The organism is Bradyrhizobium genosp. SA-3 (assembly GCF_004212635.1).
Lineage (GTDB): Bacteria > Pseudomonadota > Alphaproteobacteria > Rhizobiales > Xanthobacteraceae > Bradyrhizobium.
Genome location: NZ_PSRT01000030.1, coordinates 21123 through 39055 on the forward strand (window position 1 = coordinate 21123; position 17933 = coordinate 39055).

20 protein-coding genes are annotated in these 17933 nt (G+C 64.6%); 14 read left to right on the top strand and 6 right to left on the bottom strand.

Annotation, left to right across the window (positions count from 1 at the left end):
- From CWO91_RS12770 to dhaK, 13 genes are all read left to right on the top strand, one after another.
- Positions 1-531, top strand: a complete 531-nt coding sequence (locus CWO91_RS12770; RefSeq protein ID WP_165405397.1) for a flavin reductase — start codon at positions 1-3, stop codon at positions 529-531.
- A gap of 473 nt (positions 532-1004) precedes the next feature.
- A complete protein-coding gene (locus tag CWO91_RS12775) occupies positions 1005-2351 on the top strand; it encodes an ABC transporter substrate-binding protein (RefSeq protein WP_130213768.1) in 1347 nt (448 codons plus the stop codon).
- A 102-nt stretch (positions 2352-2453) separates the two neighbouring features.
- Positions 2454-3413: a carbohydrate ABC transporter permease gene (locus tag CWO91_RS12780; protein ID WP_130213769.1), complete on the top strand. Its 960-nt coding sequence runs from the start codon at positions 2454-2456 to the stop codon at positions 3411-3413.
- On the top strand, positions 3410-4363 hold the full coding sequence (locus CWO91_RS12785) for a carbohydrate ABC transporter permease (RefSeq protein ID WP_130213770.1): 954 nt from the start codon (positions 3410-3412) through the stop codon (positions 4361-4363). The genes CWO91_RS12780 and CWO91_RS12785 overlap by 4 nt, the downstream gene beginning before the upstream one ends.
- Positions 4360-4572 carry a hypothetical protein gene (locus CWO91_RS12790; RefSeq protein WP_130213771.1) on the top strand — a complete coding sequence of 71 codons (213 nt, stop codon included), beginning with the start codon at positions 4360-4362 and terminating at the stop codon, positions 4570-4572. The genes CWO91_RS12785 and CWO91_RS12790 overlap by 4 nt, the downstream gene beginning before the upstream one ends.
- Before the next feature lie 5 nt (positions 4573-4577).
- Complete coding sequence (locus CWO91_RS12795) at positions 4578-5675, top strand: ABC transporter ATP-binding protein (RefSeq protein WP_130213772.1); 1098 nt, start codon at positions 4578-4580, stop codon at positions 5673-5675.
- The gene (locus CWO91_RS12800) at positions 5668-6675 is read left to right on the top strand and encodes an ABC transporter ATP-binding protein (RefSeq protein ID WP_130213811.1); all 1008 of its coding nucleotides are present in this window, start codon (positions 5668-5670) and stop codon (positions 6673-6675) included. Before CWO91_RS12795 ends, CWO91_RS12800 begins: the two co-directional genes overlap by 8 nt.
- Positions 6672-7286 (top strand): dihydroxyacetone kinase subunit DhaL, encoded by a 615-nt coding sequence (gene dhaL, locus CWO91_RS12805; RefSeq protein WP_130213773.1) that lies wholly within the window; start codon positions 6672-6674, stop codon positions 7284-7286. Before CWO91_RS12800 ends, dhaL begins: the two co-directional genes overlap by 4 nt.
- Positions 7283-7669, top strand: a complete 387-nt coding sequence (gene dhaM, locus CWO91_RS12810; protein WP_027557143.1) for a dihydroxyacetone kinase phosphoryl donor subunit DhaM — start codon at positions 7283-7285, stop codon at positions 7667-7669. Before dhaL ends, dhaM begins: the two co-directional genes overlap by 4 nt.
- The gene (locus tag CWO91_RS12815) at positions 7662-7976 is read left to right on the top strand and encodes an HPr family phosphocarrier protein (RefSeq protein ID WP_130213774.1); all 315 of its coding nucleotides are present in this window, start codon (positions 7662-7664) and stop codon (positions 7974-7976) included. Before dhaM ends, CWO91_RS12815 begins: the two co-directional genes overlap by 8 nt.
- Positions 7954-9579, top strand: a complete 1626-nt coding sequence (ptsP, locus tag CWO91_RS12820) for a phosphoenolpyruvate--protein phosphotransferase (protein WP_165405398.1) — start codon at positions 7954-7956, stop codon at positions 9577-9579. Before CWO91_RS12815 ends, ptsP begins: the two co-directional genes overlap by 23 nt.
- On the top strand, positions 9576-10007 hold the full coding sequence (locus tag CWO91_RS12825; RefSeq protein ID WP_130213775.1) for a hypothetical protein: 432 nt from the start codon (positions 9576-9578) through the stop codon (positions 10005-10007). Before ptsP ends, CWO91_RS12825 begins: the two co-directional genes overlap by 4 nt.
- Before the next feature lie 39 nt (positions 10008-10046).
- Entirely contained in the window at positions 10047-11036 is a 990-nt protein-coding gene (dhaK, locus tag CWO91_RS12830) for a dihydroxyacetone kinase subunit DhaK (protein ID WP_130213776.1), read from the top strand.
- 70 nt (positions 11037-11106) lie between these two features.
- Here dhaK and CWO91_RS12835 read toward each other — a convergent pair whose 3' ends face one another.
- The gene (locus CWO91_RS12835) at positions 11107-12474 is read right to left on the bottom strand and encodes an amidase (RefSeq protein WP_130213777.1); all 1368 of its coding nucleotides are present in this window, start codon (positions 12472-12474) and stop codon (positions 11107-11109) included.
- Positions 12455-13651, bottom strand: a complete 1197-nt coding sequence (locus tag CWO91_RS12840; RefSeq protein ID WP_130213778.1) for an MFS transporter — start codon at positions 13649-13651, stop codon at positions 12455-12457. Before CWO91_RS12840 ends, CWO91_RS12835 begins: the two co-directional genes overlap by 20 nt.
- 26 nt (positions 13652-13677) lie before the next feature.
- On the opposite strand from CWO91_RS12840, the gene CWO91_RS12845 reads away from it, so the two are divergent.
- Complete coding sequence (locus tag CWO91_RS12845; protein ID WP_165405410.1) at positions 13678-14013, top strand: hydroxyisourate hydrolase; 336 nt, start codon at positions 13678-13680, stop codon at positions 14011-14013.
- Here CWO91_RS12845 and CWO91_RS12850 read toward each other — a convergent pair whose 3' ends face one another.
- From CWO91_RS12850 to CWO91_RS12865, 4 genes are read right to left on the bottom strand one after another with little or no spacing between them, the layout of a single operon-like run.
- A complete protein-coding gene (locus CWO91_RS12850) occupies positions 14014-14829 on the bottom strand; it encodes an ABC transporter permease (protein ID WP_130213780.1) in 816 nt (271 codons plus the stop codon).
- The gene (locus tag CWO91_RS12855; protein ID WP_130213781.1) at positions 14829-15692 is read right to left on the bottom strand and encodes an ABC transporter permease; all 864 of its coding nucleotides are present in this window, start codon (positions 15690-15692) and stop codon (positions 14829-14831) included. Before CWO91_RS12855 ends, CWO91_RS12850 begins: the two co-directional genes overlap by 1 nt.
- 19 nt (positions 15693-15711) lie before the next feature.
- Positions 15712-16758 (bottom strand): ABC transporter substrate-binding protein, encoded by a 1047-nt coding sequence (locus tag CWO91_RS12860; RefSeq protein WP_130213782.1) that lies wholly within the window; start codon positions 16756-16758, stop codon positions 15712-15714.
- A 29-nt stretch (positions 16759-16787) separates the two neighbouring features.
- Complete coding sequence (locus CWO91_RS12865) at positions 16788-17879, bottom strand: ABC transporter ATP-binding protein (RefSeq protein WP_130213783.1); 1092 nt, start codon at positions 17877-17879, stop codon at positions 16788-16790.
- Positions 17880-17933: the final 54 nt, after the last annotated feature.

A 17933-nucleotide genomic window follows, 5' to 3' on the forward strand; every position in this document is an offset into this window, starting at 1 on the left:
ATGCAGGATGTGGCTCCTCGGGACTACCGTGACGCGATGGCCTGTCTCGGCGCAGCGGTCAACATCGTCACGACCGACGGGGCTGCGGGCCGCGCCGGATTTACGGCATCCGCGATCTGCAGCGTCACCGATGATCCGCCGACGCTTCTGGTCTGCATCAACCGCGTCTCCTCCGCCTATGCCAGCGTGACCCGCAACAAGGTGGCGTGCGTCAACGTGCTCTCGGCGCGTCACGAGCAACTGTCCCGCCTGTTCGGCGGCAAGGTGCCCGCCGAGGAACGCTTTGCCGCCGCCGCGTGGTCGACACTCGCGACCGGCGCGCCGGTGCTGGCCGACTGTGCCGCCGCGTTCGACTGCCGGATTGCCGATGTCATCAATGTCGGCACCCATGATGTGCTGTTCTGCCGGGTGGTCGCGCTGCAAAGATCCGGTTGCACCGACAATCTGATCTATTTCGGTCGCGCCTACCACACGGTCGGGACGGCCACTGCAACCGAGGCTGGACCCGAATCCGCTTCTGGCCCATCCTGATGGGGCCGGCGGCTATCGGCAGCCGTTCCAGCAGCCTCTGTGTCATGGACAGAGATCCGTCACCTACGCAACTGTGCGCGTAGCGCAGCCACACCCAAGTCAAGCGTTTGCTCCAGCACGTTGCTCACTGGTTGATGTCATTCATCTAAAGCTATCAAGCTCACTATCACCTGGACCTGGTGATCACCCTTGCTCCATCGATACTCCGTTGTCTGCAACAGCGATCAGCTCGTGACGAAAACAAAATTGCAGTCGGCCGAGCGGACGGCCAGCCAAACTGCGCTTGCAATGTTTAGTAAGCCGTGCATTACTAAACAAATCGAGCCTGCCGGGCCTATAGAATCCGGGTGGCGCGAGGAAACGTCAGTTTAGTTATTCGGCTCGTCATGGACTGTGTCGCTCTGCTCGAAGCATTCGAGCGGGTAGGAAAGCCGCGCCATGTCGATGGCCGGCCCACTCGGAGGGAACGTGTAATGAAACGGACAACGAAGACGCTTGTTGTGGCATGCGGGGCTGTTGCCGCCGCGTTCGGTGTTGGTGCGGGGACCGCGCCGGCGCAGGCGCAAGGCAAATCGATCACGCTGTGCTGGGCCGCATGGGATCCGGCCAATGCGCTGGTCGAATTGTCGAAGGACTTCACCGCCAAGTCGGGCATTGGTATGAAGTTCGAATTCGTGCCGTGGACCAACTACGCCGATCGATTTCTTAACGAACTCAATTCGCACGGTTCCTTGTGCGACCTCATCATCGGCGATTCACAATGGATTGGCGGCGCGGCGGAGAACGGCCAGTACGTCAAGCTCAACGATTTCTTCAAGAAGGAAGGAATCAGCATGGACGACTACATGCCGGCAACAGTGGTCGGTTATTCCGAGTGGCCGAAGAACACGCCAAACTATTGGGCGCTGCCGGCGATGGGCGATGCGGTGGGCTGGACCTATCGCAAGGACTGGTTCGCGCGGCCGGACGTGCAGAAGGACTTCAAGGCCAAGTACGGCCGCGATATCGGCGTGCCGAAGACCCTCGATGAGCTCCGAGACGTCGCGCAGTTCTTCCAGGGCCGCGAGATCGACGGCAAGAAGGTCTATGGCGCTTCGATCTATACCGAGCGTGGCTCGGAAGGCATCACCATGGGCGTCTCGAACTACCTGTACGACTACGGCTTCAAATACGACGATCCGAAGAAGCCCTATGCGATGGACGGGTTCGTGAACTCGGCCGGTGCCGTGAAGGGCCTCGAGGCCTACAAGGAGCTCTACAAGTGCTGCACGCCGCCCGGCGCCTCCAACTCCTACATGTCGGAGGGCCTTGATGCGTTCAAGTCCGGCCAGGTCGCGCTACAGATGAACTTCTTCGCTTTCTTCCCGGGCCTCTACAAGGACCCGAATGTCGGCGGCGACAAGATCGGCTTCTTCGTCAATCCGGCAGGTCCCGCCGCGCAGGCGACGCAGCTCGGCGGACAGGGCATCTCGGTGGTCTCCTACTCCAAGAACCAGGCCGAGGCGCTGCAATACATCAAGTGGTTCTCCGGCGGCGACGTCCAGAAGAAGTGGTGGGCGCTCGGCGGCTATTCCTGCGCCAAGTCCGTGCTGAACGATCCGAGCTTCCCGACCAGCGCGCCCTTCGCCAAGGAATTCCTGCAATCGATGGGAATGGTCGCCGACTTCTGGGCTGAGCCTTCGTACGCCCAGTTGCTGCAAGCCGAGCAGAAGCGCGTGCATGACTATGTGGTGGCCGACAAGGGCACCGCACAGGAAGCACTCGACGGTCTGGTGAAGGACTGGAAGGCCATCTTCAAGGAAGAAGGCAAAAAGTTCTGAGATAGCTGCCCGGAGCACGTGCGAACGTGCTCCGGGCTCCTTTCGAGATGACCGGAATTTGTCGCATGGTCGACGACCCCGGTGTCAGGATCGGTCGATGCAATGAATGAACTGAGCGCCTCTTCGCGGATCACCTATCGGGCCGTCATGGTCCGGCCAGGCGTGGCGCGTCGTATCCGGGGCTTGTCGGACAAGACGCTCGCGTGGCTCTTCATCACGCCGACGATCGTGCTGTTGCTGGCGATCAATATCTTCCCGCTGCTCTGGACGATCTATCTGTCGTTCACGAACTACCGCGCCAACCGGGCCAACGTGCCGACGATCTGGCTCGGGGCCGACTGGTATCAGTCGATCCTGACCGATCCGGACATCTGGGCCGCGATGCAGGTCACCGCGCATTTCGTGATCTGGACGGTGGTGATCGAGACCGTTCTTGGATTTGGTCTTGCCTATCTCATCGACAAGAAATTCCGCGGGCACGGGATGTGGACCACGATCATCCTGCTGCCGATGATGCTGTCGCCGGCCGTCGTCGGCAACTTCTGGACGTTCCTGTACCAACCCCAGATCGGACTGTTCAACTATGTCGTTGCCTTCTTCACCGGCCGCGCGGCCTCGTCTTTCCAGATGCTGGGCGACGTCACGCTGAGCCCCTGGGCCATCGTCATCGTCGATGCTTGGATGTGGACGCCCTATGTAATGCTGATCTGTCTCGCCGGCCTACGTTCGATCCCGGACTACATCTACGAGGCGGCGGAGGTCGACCGCGCGTCGAAATGGCGGCAGTTCTGGTCGATCACGCTGCCGATGGCGCTGCCGTTCATCATGCTGGCGGTACTGTTCCGCGGCATCGAGAATTTCAAGATGTTCGACATGGTCAATCTGCTCACCGGCGGCGGGCCGGGATCGACCACGGAGGTTGCCTCGATCACGCTAAAGCGGTCGGCGTTCGAGAGCTGGCGCACCGGCTATTCCTCGGCCTTCGCGATCATCCTGTTCGTGGCGGTCTTTGGTCTCGCCAACATCTATGTGAAAGCGCTGAACAAGGTGAAAAGCCGATGACCTCAGCCACTACAGCCCATTCAGTCGTTGAACCGTCGGCCACGACGCGGCGTTTTGCCGGCTCGCTGGTCGTGCTCTATGCGATCGTCACCATGATCCCGCTGGCGTGGATCATGCTCACCGCGTTCAAGTCGCCTGACGACGCGATCTCCTATCCGCCGAAGGTGATGTTCAAGCCGTCGCTCGAAGGCTTCTGCAACCTCTTCACGACGCGCTCGCGCCAGACGCCGGAGTTCATTCGCTCGCTGGGGCCGCCGCAGGGGCTTTGCGACAGCATCGCGCGCGAACGCAACATGGTGGTCGCGGGTCCCTCGAATTATGTGCCGCGCTTCGTCAATTCGCTGATCATTGCGTTCGGCTCGACCGTGCTCGCCGTCGCGCTCGGCACCTTGTCGGCCTACGGTTTCTCTCGGTTCCGCGTGCCCCTGAAGGACGATTTGCTGTTCTTCATCCTGTCGACCAGGATGATGCCGCCGATCGCGGTCGCGATCCCGATCTATCTGATGTATCGCACCATCGGCTTGTCGGACACAAGGCTCGGGATGATCCTGCTCTACACTTCGGTCAATGTCTCGCTCGCGGTCTGGCTGCTCAAGGGTTTCATCGACGAAATCCCGCGCGAGTACGAAGAGGCAGCGATGATCGACGGATACACCCGCTTTCAGGCGTTCGTGAAAGTGGTGCTGCCGCAGGCCACGACGGGAATCGCGGCGACGGCGATCTTCTGCCTGATCTTCGCCTGGAACGAATACGCCTTCGCGGTGCTTCTCACCTCAGGCAACGCGCAGACGGCGCCGCCGTTCATCCCGATCATCATCGGCGAGGGCGGGCAGGACTGGCCCGCGGTGGCCGCCGGCACGACGCTGTTTCTGGTGCCGATCGTGGTGTTCACGGTCTTGCTTCGCAAGCATCTGCTGCGCGGCATCACCTTTGGAGCTGTCCGCAAATGAGTCCCGATGCCGCGCCATCCATCGCACGTCGTGGACTCGCTGACCGCGTCCTTCGGCGTGGTCCGCTCGAAGCCATCGCGACGACGATCATCGCCGCCGGTGTCGTGATGCTGATGCAGCCATTGTCTCTGACACTGTATTCCTGGTCGTTTGCGACGATCCTGTTCGGCACGGTGATGTTCACCATCGTGTCCAAGGTCCGGGAGTAGGCGCGATGGCACAGATCAAGGTCGAGGCGCTCGACAAATCCTTCGGTGCGTTTCATGCGGTCAAGTCCGCCAGCTTCACGGTGGAGGACGGCCAGTTCCTTTGCCTGCTCGGACCGTCCGGCTGCGGCAAGACCACGACGCTCCGCATGATCGCCGGCCTGGAGCTGCCGACGGCGGGCACCATCCGGCTCGACGGCGAGGACGTGACGATGAACCGTGCATCGGCGCGCGACATCGCTTTCGTGTTCCAGCTCTTCGCGCTCTATCCGCACATGAATGTCCGGCGCAACATCGGCTTTCCCCTGAAATGCGAGGCCATCGGTGCGGCCGAGCGCGACCGTCGGGTCGTCGAGGCTGCGCGCATCCTGCGGATCTCGCACCTTCTCGACCGCTCCGTCTCCGGCCTTGCCGGCGGCGACCGGCAGCGTGTTGCGCTGGGGCGGGCGATTGTGCGCAAGCCAAAATGCTTCCTGATGGACGAGCCGCTCGGCGCACTCGATACGGAGATGCGCGAGGCCATGATTCATGAACTGCGTTCCCTGCACGATCGGCTGGGCGCGACGACCGTCTATGTCACGCATGATCAGCTCGAGGCCATGGCGATGGCCGACAGGATCGCGGTGATGAACAATGGTGTTGTCGAGCAGGTCGCCAGTCCGCGCGACATCTATGACCGCCCGGCTTCGCTGTTCGTTGCGGACTTCATCGGCTCGCCGCCCATGAACTTCCTGCCATTCCGCGGCGGCTTGCAGACCGGTGCAGAGACGATCCGGATCGGCGAGCGTGATGTCGCCATTCCCGCTGCGCGCGAAGCGATGGCGGAGAGCGAACTCGTGCTCGGGGTCCGGCCCGAGCATGTGCGGTTCACCGATCGCGGCATGGTGCGCGGCGAAGTCTATGGCACGGAATATCTGGGCACGACGCAGATCGTGACCGTGACGACGCACTACGGCGCGCTCAAGGCCCGCTCACCCAGCAGCCGATCGTTTCGAACCGGCGAGACTGTCGGGCTCGACTTCCGGCCCGATACGCTGTCGATCTTCGACAAGGCATCCGGCCGGGCGATTCGCACCGCGCTGCATGAAGGAGGCGCGCATGGCTGAAGTTGAGATCAATGCCGTCTCAAAGGCCTTCGGCAAGACTCAAGCCCTGAGCGATCTGTCGCTGACCGTCAGCGACGGCGAGTTCGTCGCGTTGCTCGGACCGACGGGGGCCGGAAAGACCACGGCGCTGCGTTTGATCGCGGGATTGGAGAGGCCGGACTGCGGTTCGATCCGGATCGATGGACGCGACGTGACCGGCGATGCGCCCGCGGACCGAGATGTTGCCTTCGTCTTCCAGCAATATTCGCTGTATCCGCACCTGACCGTGTTCGAGAACATGGCCTTCGCGTTGCGCGCGCCGGCTCGCCGCGTCCCCGCAGCCGATATCCGTGCGAAGGTGCAGGAGGTTGCGCGTCTGCTTCATATCGAGACCAAGCTGGACAACAAAGCGACGCAGCTGTCGGGCGGCCAGATGCAGCGCGTTGCGATCGGCCGGGCTTTGGTCCGTTCGCCCGCGATCTATCTGATGGACGAGCCGCTTTCATCGCTGGATGCCAAGCTGCGTGGTGAACTGCGCCTCGAGCTCAAGCGGATCCAGGTCGATCTCGGTGCGACGATCCTGTATGTCACTCACGATCAGACGGAGGCGATGACGATGGCTTCGCGCATCGGCGTGATTGAGGGCGGGCGGCTGATGCAGATCGGCTCGCCGCGCGAGATCTACGAGAACCCCATCAACGCTCATGTCGCGGCGCGGTTGGGCCAACCGACGATCAATCTGCTGCCGGCGGCTCTATTCGCCGGTGCGCCAGCCAGCGCCGAGACGATCGGCGCGAGGACCGAGCATCTGACGATTGCGCGCGGCGGCGGCGATGTATCGGCAACCGTCAAGCGGATCGAACACCTCGGCGACCAAAGCCATCTCCATCTCGACCTCGCCGGCCGGCCGGTTGTGACCTTGGCAGATCCCGAGGCGGGCTTCAGCGCCGGGGATGTGGTGTCGCTCCGTCTGAACAAACCGCTGTTTTTCGATGCGAAAGGCTGGAGGGTGGCGGCATGAGCCTTGATCGGGTAGCCAGGGAGAGATTGGCGCGGGCGCTGGCTGGGTCAGTGATCGAACATGCGGACGAACTGACGAGCCTCGACCAAGCGATTGGCGATGGGGATCATGGGCTGAACATGAAGCGCGGTTTCGAGGCTGTGCTCGCGGCACTGCCGGCCCTTGCCGACAAGTCGCTCCCGGAAATGCTCAAAGCGATCGGAATGACCCTGGTGATGAAGGTCGGCGGTGCATCGGGGCCGCTGGTCGGGACTTTCTTCATGGAGCTGGGCAAGGCACTTCCTGAGCAGCCGAGCCGGGCCGATCTCGTCGCGGCGACGGAGAAGGCGATCGATGCCGTCAAGGCGCGCGGCCGTTCCGAAGCGGGGCAGAAAACGCTGCTGGATGTCCTGGTGCCGGTGCACGCCGTTCTGGCGGGAGGCGGCGATGCCAAGGCGATCGCGATCGAGGCGACGCAGGCGGCCGATCGTACTACACCCATGCTGGCGATCCGCGGCCGCGCGTCCTTTCTTGGCGAACGTTCCATCGGTCACATGGACCCGGGCTCGCGCTCGGCGTCCCTTCTGATCGGCGCAGCAGTTGAGACACTGGAGTTCGAGGTCAATACATGAGCAATGTCGGAATTGTCATCGTGTCGCATTCGCCGAAGATCGCGGAAGGTGCAGCCGATATGGTGCGCCAGATGGTCGGAGACGCGGTGCCGCTGGCCTGGACTGGTGGCGATGTCGATGGCGGACTCGGCACGAACGTTGCGGGAATCCTCGAGGCGATCGAGACGGCCTGGTCACCGGCAGGCGTCGCGATCCTTGTCGATCTCGGCGGCGCCGAGACAAATTCGGAGATGGCGGTCGAGATGCTACCCGAAGATCGTCGCGCGCGCGTCCTGGTCTGCAATGCCCCGGTGGTCGAGGGGGCTGTGATCGCTGCGACCGAGTCTTCGGGCGGCTCGTCGCTTGCCGCCGTCAAGCGCAGTGCGGAGGAATTCTATGCATGATGTTAACGCTCACCGGGCGGCCCAGACATTTGCGCCGCTGACCGCCTCCGCGGTCCTGGTCAATCCGGTCGGCCTGCACGCGCGACCATCGGTGAAACTTACGCAATGCGCGAAAGGCTTTGCCGCGAAGATCGAAATCGCGCTTGCTGCCGACGGACCCTGGACCGATGCCAAGAGCCCGGTGAAGGTGATGCGTGTGAAGGCGCCGCAGGGCGCAACGCTGTATTTCCGCGTCAACGGTCCCGATGGCGAAGCGGCGCTCGCGGCCATGCTGGCACTGGTGCATGACGGTTTCGGTGAGGCCTGAGATCGTGGGCGAGATCCATCTCACCGGCCATCCCGCCTCGCCAGGTCTCGCGATCGGCCCGGTCGCAGTGCTGACGAGTGCAATGGCGAGCAGGGCGGCGAAGGGCGATCCGGTTCAGGAGGCCGCAGCGCTGAAGGCGGCGATCGAGGCGGCAGCAGCACAGCTCGCCGAACTGATCGCGACGGTTCATGGGGAAGCCGCGGAGATCCTTGAGTTCCAGGTGGCGATGCTGGGCGACGACGCGCTTGCGGAAAGTGCCTATGAAGCCATTGCCACCGGTACGGCCGCCGATGATGCCTGGCGCGCGGCACTCGATGTGGAGATTGCCGGCTATCGCGCGGCGAATGAGGAATATTTTCGAGCCCGTGCTGCGGACCTGGTCGACATTCGCGATCGCGTGCTCGCAGGGTTAATTGGTGTGGATGCGATCGCAAAAATCTCCGGCGATTCCGTCGTCACGGGTGAGGATATTTCGCCGTCGACGTTTCTCGCCCTTGACTGGAGCCGCGGCGGTGCCATCGCGCTCGCTAGCGGATCGCCGTCGTCGCATGTCGCTATGCTCGCGCGGTCGCGCGGGGCTCCCATGGTGGTTGGACTAGGTTCATTGCCATGGAACGGAGAGCCGCCGTCATTGGCCCTAGTCGACGGTGATACCGGCACCGTGATCTTTGATCCCAAACCCGAGACACGCCGCCTCTTCGAGCACCGCATGGCGGCAGCGAATGCCGCGCGAATCGTTGCCGACGCCAACCGCTTCAAGCCGGCGCTGACGGCCGATGGTCGGCGTATCGCTGTCGTTCTCAACGTCGCTGCGCCCGAAGACCTCGCGGGCCTCGATCCCGCAATCTGCGACGGCATTGGACTCGTGCGAACCGAGTTTCTGTTCGAGGGATCGAGGGGCCTGCCGGGCGAGGATGCGCAATATGCGGTCTATCGACGTATTCTCGAGTGGGCTGCAGGACGACCGGTGACGATCCGCACCCTCGATGCCGGTGGTGACAAGCCGATCGCCGGTCTAACGATCGATAACGAGCGAAATCCATTCCTGGGCTTACGCGGGATCCGCCTCTCGCTTGCGCGGCCCGAGGTGTTTCGTGTGCAGTTGCGTGCATTATGCCGTGCTGCCATGCACGGGACGTTGAAGGTGATGTTGCCGATGATCGCGATCCCCTCGGAACTCGATCGTGCCAACGCCATTCTGGACGCGGAATTCGCAGCCCTGACGGCAGAGGGCATCGCCTGCGCGCGGCCGCCGATCGGCATCATGGTCGAGGTCCCGGCGGCAGCGCTGTGCGCCGAGGAGTTCGGCGCGGCGTTCTATTCCATCGGTTCGAACGACCTGACCCAATACACGATGGCCGCGGCGCGCGATATCAGCGCCGTCGCCGACCTCAACGATGCCGGCCATCCGGCGGTGCTGGCGCTGATCGCGCGGACGGTGGAGGCCGGGCGCGAGCGCGGCGTCGAGGTCTCGCTCTGCGGCGACGCCGCAGCCGACACTCGATTGATGAGGGCGCTGCTGGCGACGGGCCTGACCACCCTCTCGGTCTCGCCGAATGCGGTGGCCCGCGTCAAGGCAGCCATCGCCGGGGTGACCGCATGAGCGACGAAGCAGGCGAAGACGCAAGCCGGCCGGGCGACAACAATGTCGCGGACTACAAGCTGATACTGCGGCGGGCCCTCGACAACCGGCCATCCGGAACGCGATTGAAGCTCGCGGCGGCGCTCGGCAAGAACCGCTCCTTCGTCAGCCAGATTACCAATCCGGCCTATCTGGTGCCGATCCCGGCGAAGCATGTCGCGATCATCTTTGAGGTCTGCCATCTCTCGGGTGCCGAGCGCGCGGCGTTCCTCGAGGCCTATGGGCGCGCGCACCCGGGACGGCTGCGCGGCGCCCATCGCGAAGCACGCACCCGCGTGGTTACCGTGACGGTGCCCGATCTTGGTGACGACAAGAAGAATCGCGCGCTCGAGCAACTCATCGTCGACTTTGCTGCTCAGCTCGCGCGCTATGCCGAAAGCATCGGCTGACGAATTCAGAACGCAAGAAAGATAACCGGGAGGGACGCCATGAAGAAGCTGATCAACAGCGCCGACACGGTGCTCGAAGAGAGTCTCGACGGGTTGGCGGCAGCTCATGCCGATATCCTGCTGCTCGGTGCCGACAGGAAGTTCGTGCGCCGCCGCACCCTGAAACCGGGCAAGGTCGCGCTGATTTCGGGCGGCGGCTCCGGCCACGAGCCGCTCCATGCGGGTTTTGTCGGCGTGGGCATGCTCGATGCCGCCTGCCCGGGCCAGGTCTTCACCTCGCCGACGCCGGATCAGATGATCGAGGCAGCGGAGGCGGTCGATACCGGGGCAGGCGTGCTCTTCATCGTCAAGAATTACGAAGGCGATGTGATGAACTTCACCATGGCCGCCGAGATGGCCGGACGTGAGGTCGCGAGCGTGGTGGCCAATGACGACGTCGCGGTCGAGAAATCCACCTACACGACCGGCCGTCGCGGCGTCGCGGGAACGCTGATCGTGGAAAAGATGGTCGGCGCCGCCGCCGAAAAGGGCATGCCGCTCGCCGCGCTCAAGACGCTCGGCGATGGTGTCAATCAGCGCACTCGCTCAATGGGCGTGGCGCTGCTGCCGTGTACCGTTCCGGCAGCAGGCCGGCCGAATTTCACCCTGGCTGATAGCGAAATGGAAATGGGTGTCGGTATTCACGGCGAGCCAGGTCGCCGCAGGGTGCCGCTGGCGTCCGCCGATGACATCGCTGCCGAGATGCTCAATGCGATCCTGGATGACCTCGCACCAAGCAGGGGCAGCGAAGTCCTGCTTCTGGTTAACGGGTTCGGCGCAACGCCACTGATCGAACTCTATCTGATGGTCAATAGCGCCAAGCGCATTCTGGACGGGGCGGGCATCACGGCGACACGTTTCCTGACGGGTTCTTATGTCACGTCGCTCGACATGGCCGGCGCCTCGATCACCGTCTCGGTGCTCGACAGCCGGTCAAAGGAATTTTGGGACGCCCCGGTGCATACCGCAGCGATACGCTGGGGTATCTGATGGACGGGAACGAAGAACAATGAACGACAAAGAGATCCCCCGAGGGGCCCGCTATGTGTGACGGCAGAATTTACGTTCGCAATATGGCTTCGATCTCTTGCGCTGCTTCAAGCAGCGTACGGTCTTGTCCGCGCGCGGCGATGATCTGAAGGCCGAATGGAAGTCCGCACCGATCCGCTCCGCACGGAATCGAAATCGCCGGCAGGCGGGCATGATTGACAAAAGGCGTGAAGACCGCGTGGGCACGTGGGCTTGCGGCTTTTCCGCCGATCGTGTCAGGGCCGAGCTGCGCCAGCGGCCATGCGACACATGGGACGGTTGGCGCCAGCAGCAGGTCGATCTCGCCAAAGAACGCCGCAAAGGCCTTGGCGATTGCAGCGCTTGCGACCAGCGCTCCGGCCACCTCGGCGCCTGACCACGACAGCCCCCGCTCGATCTGCTTGGCGATATCAGGATCGAAGACGGTCGGCTCCTTGCGGAAGGGCTCGCCATAGAGCGCAGCAAGGCTGGCATGCTGGAGCGGCATGACGGCGTCTTCCGTCGCGCCAGCCGGCCAGACGGGATCGTCTTGCACGATGTGCAATCCTGCGGCCGAGAGACGCTCGACGGCAGAAACGAGCCCGTTCGCGACGGCATCATCAACGGCGACATCGAGACCGAGGCGAGGCGAGAATGCGACGCGCAGACCGGCGATGTCGGCGGTCTCTTGCGCAATGCTCGCCGAATCCGGATCGCGCCGATCGACGCCGGCCATGGTCTTGAACGCCAGCGCGATGTCGGCGACGTCGGTGGCGATCGGCGCGATGACGGAGAGACCGAAGAACGGCTCGGCGAAGCCAGGTCCATAAGGGATTGCGCCGTAGGACGGCTTGAAGCCGGCGACACCGACATGGGCCGGCGGCCTGCGACTGGAGCCGCCCGCATCGGTCCCAATCGCGAGCGGCACGAGGCCGGCTGCGACGGCGGCAGCCGGACCACCTGATGAGCCACCGGGAGTCAACGCGCGATCGAGCGGGTGCCGCGTCGGCCCGAACAGCGGCGAGGTCGTCACGCCTTTGCTCGCGAACTCGGAGGTTGCCCCGATGCCGACAACGATGGCTCCGGCCTTGCGCAGCCGCTCGATCGCGATTGCATCCTGCGGCGCGACGAAATCGGCAAACAGGCGCGAGCCCTGTGTCACGCGCCAGCCGCCGGTCCAGATGTTGTCCTTGACCACAATGGGGACGCCGGCCAGCGGCATCGCTTCGCCCGCGCGCAGGCGATCGTCGACGGCGGCGGCATCGGCTAGCGTGCGCGAGGGATCTATCGTGACCACAGCGTTCAGGCTCTTCGCAGCCTCGATGCGGCCGAGGGCGGCCCTGGCGGTTTCGACCGCGCTCGTCCGCCCGGCCGTAACGTCGGCCGCAATCTCGCGCGCGCTATTGACCGGCTTTGTCATGGCCTCCCCAAATCAGAGCCAATGTGCCGCACAGCGCGAGGCACGCCAAGGCGAAGAAGGCCGCGCCGAGGCTGGCTACGCCATCCAGGATCGAGACCAGGGCCGGCGCGGCCAGCAGGCCCGCATAGGAAGCGGTCAGGACCGCTCCGGTGGTCTCGCCGATCCTGTCCGGCGGGGCGAGGCGGGCAATCTCCGCGACGAAAACGCCGTTCCAGCCCGACGCGGTCAGGCCGAACAGGGCAGCAATCGCGAACTGGCCGGTGCGACCGAGCGATGCGCCATCGAGGCCAAGCAGCGCCGCGCAGAGGGCCATGCCGAGGCCGATGACGACGAGAACCGCGCGGGAGGCATTGAGGCGCATGGCGACATAGCCCCAGCCGAGACGGCCGACGAGGCCGCCGGCTTGCGCGCAGGCGAGCGCCATGCCGGCCCCGATATGGCTGAGGCCGAGCTCGCGGGTACCGAGCGTGACAAAGACCGTGTTGAGCGAGACCTGCATCGCGCTGAACGGCATCGAGGCCAGCGCCAGCACCGCGATGCGCCGATCCGCGGTGACCAGCGCCAGTCGTGCACGGAGACCGAGCACCGGAGGAAGGAGGACCTTGCCGGCATAGGCCGGCCGCAGTCGCTCGAACAGCAGGATTCCCAGAAGAGCACAGGCGCTCACCGCCGCATAGCACCAGGCAGGTCCCAGCGAGATCGCGATCGCCGGCAGAACCAGCGAGCCGCAGACGGCGCCGATCTGGTTGCCGGTCTGGCGGACCGAGAACACGAAGGCACGGCGTTCGGCCGTCACGAGCCGCGCCAGCAGCGCCGCGCTTGCCGGCGTCTCCGGCCCGAACGCAAGGCCAAGGCAGAGGCCCGCAGCGAGCAGGGCCGCCGTCGAGCCGAGCGAGGCCAGCGCCATGCTGACGACGATCGCCGCCGCGCACAGGCTCGCGATCCGCAGCGAGCCGAGGCGCGCGCTGAAACCGCCTCCCCAGAACGAGGCGGGGATGCCGACAGCGAACGCCGCGCACGAGAACATCGAGAGCTGCCAGACCTCGATCTGGGTGCGGGGCGCGACCACGCCCGGCGCGAACAGGGCCAGTGCCACCAGCGCCTGGAGCGAGGTCATCGCTCCCAGGGCCGGCAGCAGCGCAGGCGCTGGCCGAAGGTGCGTGTTTGCGTCTACCATGGCGCGGCGCTCACGGGAGGAACATGGTGGCAGGCGGTATTTCCATTCACGCTGTCGATGTGGCGAGCGGACGCCCGGCACAGGGGCTGCGCGTCGAGATCTGGCGGATCGATCCGGACTCGCTGCGTATCGCCGACGGACGGCTCGGCGCCAATGGCGTGCTCGACCATGCCGTCGCGCAAGGCGAGGGCGTGACGGCGGGCGAGTACGAGGTCCTGTTTCATCTCGGTGAATTCTTCGGCGACAGCGACGGTTTCCTGACCGTGACGCCGTTCCGCTTCCGCATCAAGAACGTTGACGAGCATTTTCATCTGCCGCTGAAATTCACGCGCTGGGGCCATTCGCTGTTCCGCGGTGCCTGATCAGTTCGTCAGCCGCCGCGACAGGCCGGTGACGCGTTCCATCACCGCCACCAGCGCGACGGTGGCGATGATCAGCACGCCCGACAGCGCGGCGATGGTCGCATCGAGCTTGCCCTCGAGGTCCTGCCACATCCGGATCGGCAGCATGTCGGTTGCGGCATCGCGCAGGAACAGCGAGACCGGCACATTGTCGAACGACGACATGAAGGCGATGAAGGCACCCGCGATGACGCCCGGCCGGATCAGCGGCAGCACGATGCGCCGGAACGTGTAGAGGCGGCTCGCGCCAAGAACCGCGGAGCTTTCGAGCAGGGTCGGCTCGAGTTGGGCCAACGCTGCGACCGTGTTGCGCACGACATAGGGCACGCAGACCACGGTGTGACCGATTACCAGCGTCAGCGGCGACACCGGCAGGCCGACCAGCGAGAACAGCATCAGGGCGGCGAGACCGAAGGCGAGCGCCGGCAGCACCAGCGGCGACATGAACAGGGAATCGAGCAGCCGCGCCGACAGTGTCCGCGATCGCGAGATCGCGAGCGCCGCGGCGACGCCGAGGGCGACGGACAGGCCGGTCGCCCACAGCGCCACGATCAGGCTGTTCTTCGCCGCGAAATGCAGTTGCCAGGCATTCCACAGCTCGGCGTACCAGCGCAGCGAATAGCCGGGCGGCGGGAACCGCAGCGAGAAACCGCTGGTGAAGGAGACGATCAGCACCACCAGTGAGGGCGCGATGATGATGACTAGCGCGATCACCGCGATCACGGTCATGACGAGCTCGAAGCTCAGAGCTTCCAAAGTGCGCTTGCGTCCGCTCATTACGCCCCTCCATAGCCGCGCGACAAGCGGCCGAGCGTGGTGAAGACGGAGACGACCGCGAGCACGGCGAGCAGGAAGATGATCGAGATCGCGGCTGCGAAAGGCCAGTTCTGCAGGGTCGAAGCCTGCTGATAGAGATACATCGGCATGAACAGCATCTGCCCGCCGCCGACCAGCGACTGGGTGATGAAGGCGGTGATCGCGGCGGCATAGGTCAGCGTGCAGCCGGCGATGACGCCCGGCAGCGACAGCGGGAGCACGATCCTGAAGAAGGTGCGCCAGCTCCCGGCGCCGAGCGAGCAGGAGGCATCGTCGAGATTGGGATCGATGCGGCCGAGCGCAGTGATCAGCGGCAGCGTCATCAGCGGCATCTGCACCTGCGCCAGCGCGATCACCACGCCGAACTGGGTGTAGAGCAGCCTGAGGGGCGTATCGATGATGCCGAGCGATTGCAGCGTCGCGTTGATGATGCCCTGGCGACCCAGGATGACGATCCAGGCGAAGGTCCTCACTACCACGCTGGTGAGCAGCGGCAGCAGCACGATCAGGATGATGACGGTCTGAAGCTTTGGCCCGACCCGCTGGTAGAGCCAGGCGATGGGAAAGCCGAGCACGAGGCAGACGGCCGTCACCTCGGCGCCGAGCAGCAGCGTCGAGCCGAGCACGCCGAGGCTGAAGGGATCGGTGAGGAAGTGCAAGTACTGGCCGGGCCCCCAATGGAGCCCGGCCGTGTCGTTGTGCAGCGAGAGCCAGAACAGTTGCAGCAGCGGCGCGACGAAGAAGACCAGGAAGAACAGCGCCAGAGGCGCTGCTAATCCCATTCCGTAGGACGTCACGTCCCGTGATGCTGGTGCTGCGCCCATGACTTAAACCTTCAAGGTCTTAGATCTTGATCTCGCGGTTGAAGCGCTCGATCCAGGCCGAGCGCTGCTCGTTGATCTTCTTCCAGTCCTGGAACACGAATTTTTGCTTTAGCTCGGCGGTGTCCTTGGCGAGCACGCGCGCGATCTCGCCGCCCATCGTCACCTTGGAATTGGTTGGAACGATCAGATAGGGCGGGTTCATCAACGTGGTCTGGACCTCAGGCGTCAGCGCGGCCTCGATCAGCTTAAAGGCAAGCTCGCGGTTGGGCGAGCTCTTGACGATGTGGATCGTAGTCTTGAAGGCGATGGCGCCTTCCTTCGGCGCCACGAACTCGACCGGCACGCCGCGCGCTTTCAGGATCTGGATGGCGTTAAAATTGCCGGGCGAGATGTCGATCTGGCCCTGCTGGAACAGGGTCGCGAGCGCGCCGGGATTGGCGGCAACGGCCGCGAGATTGGGCTTGAGCTCCTCCAGCGCCTTGAAGCCGGGATCGACATTGGCCTCGGAGCCGCCGCGCATCTTGGCGATCTCGACCAGCCATCCGGTGCCGAGCGTCGAGTTGAGGTTGGTGATGCCGACGCGGCCCTTGAACTCCGGCTTCCAGAGATCGGCCCATGAGGTCGGCGGCGTCTTGACGGCTTCCGGATTGTAGGTGAGGCCGACGACCTGGAAGAACGGGGCGGGGCCCATCGGCTCCTGCGCCTCGGCGATCAGGTCCTTGTAGTAGGCGCTCTTCTCGACCGGATAGGGTTCGACGAGGTCCTGGCCGATCGCGACCAGCGCCGGACCCGGATCGTGCAACATGACGTCGATCGGCGGATTGGCTTTCGCGGCGTTGACCTTCGCGATCTGGTCGACCGAGAGCATGGGGTCGAGCACCATCGCCGCATCGGCGTTGGCCTTGCGGAAGGCCGGCACCAGCACGGCCTTGTGCGCTTCCTCCCAGCTTCCGGTGAAGGTCGCGAACACCAGCGGGCGAGCCTGGGCAAAGCTCAGTCCGGGAAACGCCTTCATGGCCCCGAGGGTGAGGGCGGTCGTCATCAGGCTTCGGCGGTTGAGGATCATGTCGAACTCCGTGTGGACTATGACTGGAACTAAAGCGTTGCGGGAAAGGCGTTGGCGAGCGAGGGGGCGAGCGGGGCGAGGCGCACGGCCGCGCCGCTCTCCAGCGCGCGCGTCTCGCCGATGCGCGCCTGGGAGACTTTTACGCCGGAGCCATCGGCGGTGGTGACCTCGTGGACGACGGTGGCGCCTAACGGCAGCGACATGCCGACCACGCCGGCAAAGCCGGTTTCGTCGCCGACAAATTGCAGATGCTCGGGCCGGATGCACACGGTGACGCGGCCGCCTTCGGTGAGGCTGCCTGCCGCCGGCCGCGCGATGATCTCCGCGCCGGCGTCGAGCCGTACTTTCGCGGCCGTGCGGTCCGCGGAGACCACGACGCCGGGCATGCGGTTGGTCGAACCGACAAAGGTGTTCACGAACAGGGTCTGCGGCCGGTCGTAGACGTCGGACGGCGTGCCGAACTGCTCGAGCTTGCCGTGGCTCAGCACGGCGACGCGGTCGGCCATCGACAGCGCCTCTTCCTGGTCGTGGGTCACGATCAGCGTGGTGATGCCGGAGACGCGCTGCAGCCGCTTGACCTCGATCTGCATGTCGAGCCGCAGATTCTTGTCGAGCGCGGCAAAGGGCTCGTCGAGCAGCAGGATCGACGGCTTGATCGCGAGCGCACGGGCCAGCGCGACGCGCTGCTGCTGGCCGCCGGAGAGCTGCCGCGGCAGCCGCTCGGCCATCGACGGCAATTGCACCAGCTCGAGCAGGCGCTGCGCCTCGCGCTGGCGTGTCGCCTTGTCGATGCCGCGGGCGGCGAGCCCGTAACCGACGTTCTCGCTAATCGATAGATGCGGGAACAGCGCGTAATTCTGGAACACGATGCCGACCGCGCGCTTGTTCGGCGGCAGCGCATCGACGATGTCGTCGCCGATGATGATGCGCCCCTGCGTCTGCGCGATGAAGCCGGCGATGATGCGCAGTAGTGTGGTCTTGCCGCAGCCGGACGGGCCGAGCAGGGCAATGATCTCGCCGCCCTTGATGTCGAGATTGATGTTCTCGACGGCGAGCGCGCCGCTGGGATAGCGGTGGGTGATCGCGTCGACGACGAGCGAACGCCCGCCTTCTTCAGCCATGGTGTTGCCTCCGGTTCTTCCGAGGAAGAAAGCAAGTCTCGTGCCCGCCGCGCT